Raw genomic sequence first — 3,794 nt, 5'->3', positions numbered from 1 at the left:
TTCCCCATAATCCTGAGATTTATTTTTTGAGTAGCCGGAAAAATCCGTTTCCCTTTGGCTGGATTATGGCTGCTTTGGGACATACAAAAAGGATTGCAGAAAGAGATAGGTATTTTTATGTTAATCAGGTTGAAAGAAATGAAACATTAGAATCTGGAAAAGATCTTGGGAGAGAGTTGTTAGAGCAACTTCCGGAAATTGATACCTTAGTCGCTTGTGTTGGGATAGGAGGAACGATTTGCGGAAGCAGTAAAGTGCTGAAAGATAAAAGAGATATTGAAAGAAGAAACGCAATGTCATTCCTAATAAAGTTATCAAAAGATAATTAAATATATGTATTTGCATTTTAATAAATCAGTGAAGTCTTACTGTTTCGCCCACGACCAATACAAATAAGCTGGTCTACCTATGAAAAGATGCTTACTGTCCTCTAAATCCGACTTCACCTATTCCAGAAACTGCTGAAACTGTTCCCTCGAATATCCCTGCTCCAGCTGCCTCCGCCTTTTATCAGGACATAGACTCCCATAGCGAACAGTGCTAAGGGGATAACCGGCTGGTGTGGCTGAAGCGGGAAGAGCGCGGGATCGTCGGCGACTATATGTACGTACGTTGCAACTTTCATCATGCCGATAACAAAAACGCTCGCGGGTCGGGAGTACAGCCCTATGATCAAGAGCAGCCCGATTATGATCTCTATGGCAGGGATTACGTACCGGCTGAATTCATATAGCGGGATATTACCGGCAAGCAGCTGACCCGACCATGCCTCCCAGAGCATAGGAACTGTGTATTTCATCAGACCTGTTCCGAGGAACATAATACCTAAGAATATACGGATTATTCCCAATGTACTGTTTGGTTCTGTCTTACGAATTGAGTTCAAATCCATATGCATAATCTTCTCCCTTTATGAATTATCGAAAAATCCTCTTAATGGAATAATACCCCATCCCTGCAAAGCCAAGCAATAGAACAGCGTCGGCTAATTCAAAAAAACGGAGACTCGAGCCTTTTTGGAGGAACATGCCCCATTCTCCGAGCGAAATCAGATAGTCGCCGTTAAAAAAGCCGATCGACAGGGGGATGACCGCGGCGGCTAATCCCAGCGGGTAGAGCAATTTCGATTTCCTCTTCGCTAAGATTGCGACTATCAGATACGGCAGTGACATTAAAAGATGATACACTCTCTTGTGGGGATTCACAACCGCCAAAAACAGATATATGAGAATGATCAGAACCGAAAAATCGAATAAAGCTCTACTCGCTGTGAGATCGGGGTTTCCTGCTTCTTTTGCCAGCTCGCTTTTATCTTCGGGAGGGGTATCTTCCATCAGAGGTTAATATTACTCTTGTTAAACCCAAAACGGAAGCATAATAAAAAGCCCGCACACTATCGGCGCGGGCTTTAGATCGTTCTGTGGCGCTCTGTTATTCCATCACTATCTTTACGTCTGATCTTTCGATCTCGAAAATCGCCCCTCTTGCCACAGTTCTGACATTCCCGTCCTTATCGTTTCTCGCCGAGTTTTTGAGCGCACTCAGCGCCTTTTTGTCGCCTATCTGAGCGAGCGCGACCGCGGCTGAAATTCTCGCGGAGTATTTGATATCGTTCTCAAGCATTCGAATCAGTGGATTGACTGCCCTTACCTCCTTGTTTTGGCCCAATATATGAGCAGCGCTTACTCTCCGTCCGAGGTTATCGGCTCTCAGCGTCTTTATAAGCCTTGTGGTTTCATCTTCTTCTGCCGCAACAGAGATGACCGCCCCCAATATCATTCCCGCCGTCAACATGGCTGATATTGTCCTGGTTACCGTTGTGCGTTTCATTTCTTACCTCCGTTATCATCTAAATTCTTCCACTCCCGTTTTCTCCATCTATCTACGTCTTTCCCGGAGTAGTTGTTTCACTATATAAGACACCCGGAACTACAAAAAGGTTTTCGTTTTTATTCGCTCTTCATAAATAATTCGTATTTCCGGTCTCTGGTCATTATTACTTGCCGAATTCGCACCTATCTGTATATCTTCATAGATAATAGAACTTTTCATGCTCTTTTGAAGTCTTAAATAAGAGTAAGACGGGGATATATGGAAGATAGCGAGCTGATACTTAAATATCTTGACGGGGACGTTCAGGCGTTCAACGTTTTGGTCAACCGCTGGCAGGTGAAGCTTTATAACTTTGCATTTAAAGTTCTCGGCAGAAGAGAAGACGCAAAAGACGTGACACAAAAAGCATTTATAAGGGCATATAAGGGTTTGAGGAAACTTAAGGACCCCGGGAAGTTTTCACCCTGGATATACCAAATAACGATGAATCTCTGCCGCGACGAAATGAGAATACAGAGGCGATCACCATCGCTCTCTCTGCACGATACGATCAGAACGAGCAACGGAGAGGAAGTTGAACTTCAGGAGTTTCTAACAGACGATTCGGAGAGCGCCGACGACGCCCTTTATCAGGGCGAAGTAGCCGAGATAATCAGGAAGGGACTTAAGATGATTCCGGAGGAACAGAGGATCGTTATTATTATGAAGGAATATCAAGGGCTAAAATTCAGGGAAATTTCCGAGATACTACAGGAGCCTCTGAACACGGTTAAATCAAGGATGTATTACGGCTTGAACGCGCTTCGGAAGGCGCTGTCGAGCCTTGAGATAGATAAGGAGGTATTTCAATATGAACTGTGATAATATGGAAGAACTGTTTACCGGTTTAATTTATGAAGATATATCCGGAGAGGAAGAAAAGCTCGCTCGCGAACACCTCTCAACATGCGAGTCGTGCACCGAAAAACATAAGCGGCTGTTGGAAACGTCCACCGCACTCGGCAGATGGACCGAAGAACTGCCGGAAACGAGTCTTGTATTCGTTGAGGAGAAACTCCCTCTTTTCGGTAGGATACTCGGCAAATTCAATGCCGTCGGATTTAGCCCGAGGCAGCTCGTCTTCGGAGCCGTTACCTCATTTATTCTGATTGCTCTGTTTATGGGTATCATGCGCACCGATGCCGTCTACCGAAACGGCGCCTGGTATATTTCATTCGGTCAAAACAGCGAAAGAGAAGGACAGTTGGGGGAGAGCGTGTTACTCTCCGAATTCAAAAAGCTTCAGCAGGAAAATCTCGTTTTGATGAACAGCCTGCTTTTGGCGAGCGAAGAGAGACTGAGGAACGAGAATATCATAACCGTAAACAGTCTCGCAAATGAGTTTGCGAATCAAAGAAGACAGGACCTGACACTGATTGGAAGGTCCATTAATGAGATAGTCCACCGGAATGAGGGCAGATTCGTGCGCACTAACCAGCTGTTGGATAATCTTTACAGGCTTTCTTCTTATCAGACAAATAGTTTAACCGGTTCACGAAATATCGAAGGAAAATGATCGAGGTTATTATGAATAAACTGAAATATGTAATCGGACTGGGAATCTTGTTAGCTTTTGGTTTCCAGACCGCAGAAGCTCAAAAAAACAGAGGAATGGACTACGACAGATTGGACGAAGATCTGAGGATAATGGAAGGAATTGTTGACAAACTTCTCAATTCAGTTGGAAACTATAATTGGTCATTCAACAGCAGGAGCCGGGGATTTTACCTGCCGGAATACGGCGTTATATTCTCACTTCCGATCTCAACACCGATGATACAGACCATGTTTGTGCCTTCCCCAGCTCCGGTTATAGCAGGGGGAAGGGGATATTCTTATGCGTTTAGCTTCGGCGAGGATGACGATGAAAGATCTAAAAGGCTCAAAGAAGCGGAAGAAAAATATCTTGAGAAGACCTCTGT

7 protein-coding genes are annotated in these 3,794 nt (G+C 44.5%); 4 read left to right on the top strand and 3 right to left on the bottom strand.

Annotated features, from left to right (window positions below; all coding sequences use genetic code 11):
* Nucleotides 1-329: pyridoxal-phosphate dependent enzyme (locus tag IID12_10050; GenBank protein ID MCH8289429.1), on the top strand; the 329-nt coding region annotated here is incomplete at its 5' end.
* Between the two features lie 113 nt (nt 330-442).
* Here the strand turns inward: IID12_10050 and IID12_10045 are convergent.
* The 3 genes from IID12_10045 to IID12_10035 all read right to left on the bottom strand — a co-directional run bounded on the left by IID12_10045 (nt 443) and on the right by IID12_10035 (nt 1,830).
* Nucleotides 443-892, bottom strand: a complete 450-nt coding sequence (locus tag IID12_10045; GenBank protein ID MCH8289428.1) for a DoxX family membrane protein — start codon at nt 890-892, stop codon at nt 443-445.
* 25 nt (nt 893-917) lie between these two features.
* A complete protein-coding gene (locus tag IID12_10040) occupies nt 918-1,334 on the bottom strand; it encodes a hypothetical protein (GenBank protein MCH8289427.1) in 417 nt (138 codons plus the stop codon).
* Nucleotides 1,335-1,431: 97 nt separating this feature from the next.
* Nucleotides 1,432-1,830, bottom strand: a complete 399-nt coding sequence (locus IID12_10035) for a HEAT repeat domain-containing protein (GenBank protein MCH8289426.1) — start codon at nt 1,828-1,830, stop codon at nt 1,432-1,434.
* 261 nt (nt 1,831-2,091) lie between these two features.
* Here IID12_10035 and IID12_10030 point away from each other — a divergent pair, with 261 nt between their 5' ends.
* From IID12_10030 to IID12_10020, 3 genes are all read left to right on the top strand, one after another.
* Entirely contained in the window at nt 2,092-2,694 is a 603-nt protein-coding gene (locus IID12_10030) for a sigma-70 family RNA polymerase sigma factor (GenBank protein MCH8289425.1), read from the top strand.
* Nucleotides 2,684-3,388, top strand: coding sequence for a zf-HC2 domain-containing protein (locus IID12_10025; protein ID MCH8289424.1), 705 nt, complete (start codon nt 2,684-2,686; stop codon nt 3,386-3,388). The genes IID12_10030 and IID12_10025 overlap by 11 nt, the downstream gene beginning before the upstream one ends.
* Nucleotides 3,389-3,399: 11 nt before the next feature.
* Nucleotides 3,400-3,794, top strand: a 395-nt coding sequence (locus tag IID12_10020) for a hypothetical protein (GenBank protein ID MCH8289423.1), incomplete at its 3' end; no start/stop codon positions are given.

This window comes from Candidatus Neomarinimicrobiota bacterium, from assembly GCA_022567655.1.
In the GTDB taxonomy this organism is placed as follows: Bacteria; Fidelibacterota; SORT01; order SORT01; family SORT01; genus JADFGO01.
The sequence above is the reverse complement of the archived record's forward strand: the minus strand, read 5'-3'. Positions and strand labels throughout refer to the sequence as shown.

Excerpts from the sequence above, each read along its gene's own strand:
- IID12_10025 (MCH8289424.1), top strand. The coding sequence starts at position 2,684 with ATGAACTGTGATAATATGGAAGAACTGTTTACCGGTTTAATTTATGAA.
- IID12_10030 (MCH8289425.1), top strand. The coding sequence starts at position 2,092 with ATGGAAGATAGCGAGCTGATACTTAAATATCTTGACGGGGACGTTCAG.
- IID12_10035 (MCH8289426.1), bottom strand. The coding sequence starts at position 1,830 with ATGAAACGCACAACGGTAACCAGGACAATATCAGCCATGTTGACGGCG.
- IID12_10045 (MCH8289428.1), bottom strand. The coding sequence starts at position 892 with ATGGATTTGAACTCAATTCGTAAGACAGAACCAAACAGTACATTGGGA.
- IID12_10040 (MCH8289427.1), bottom strand. The coding sequence starts at position 1,334 with ATGGAAGATACCCCTCCCGAAGATAAAAGCGAGCTGGCAAAAGAAGCA.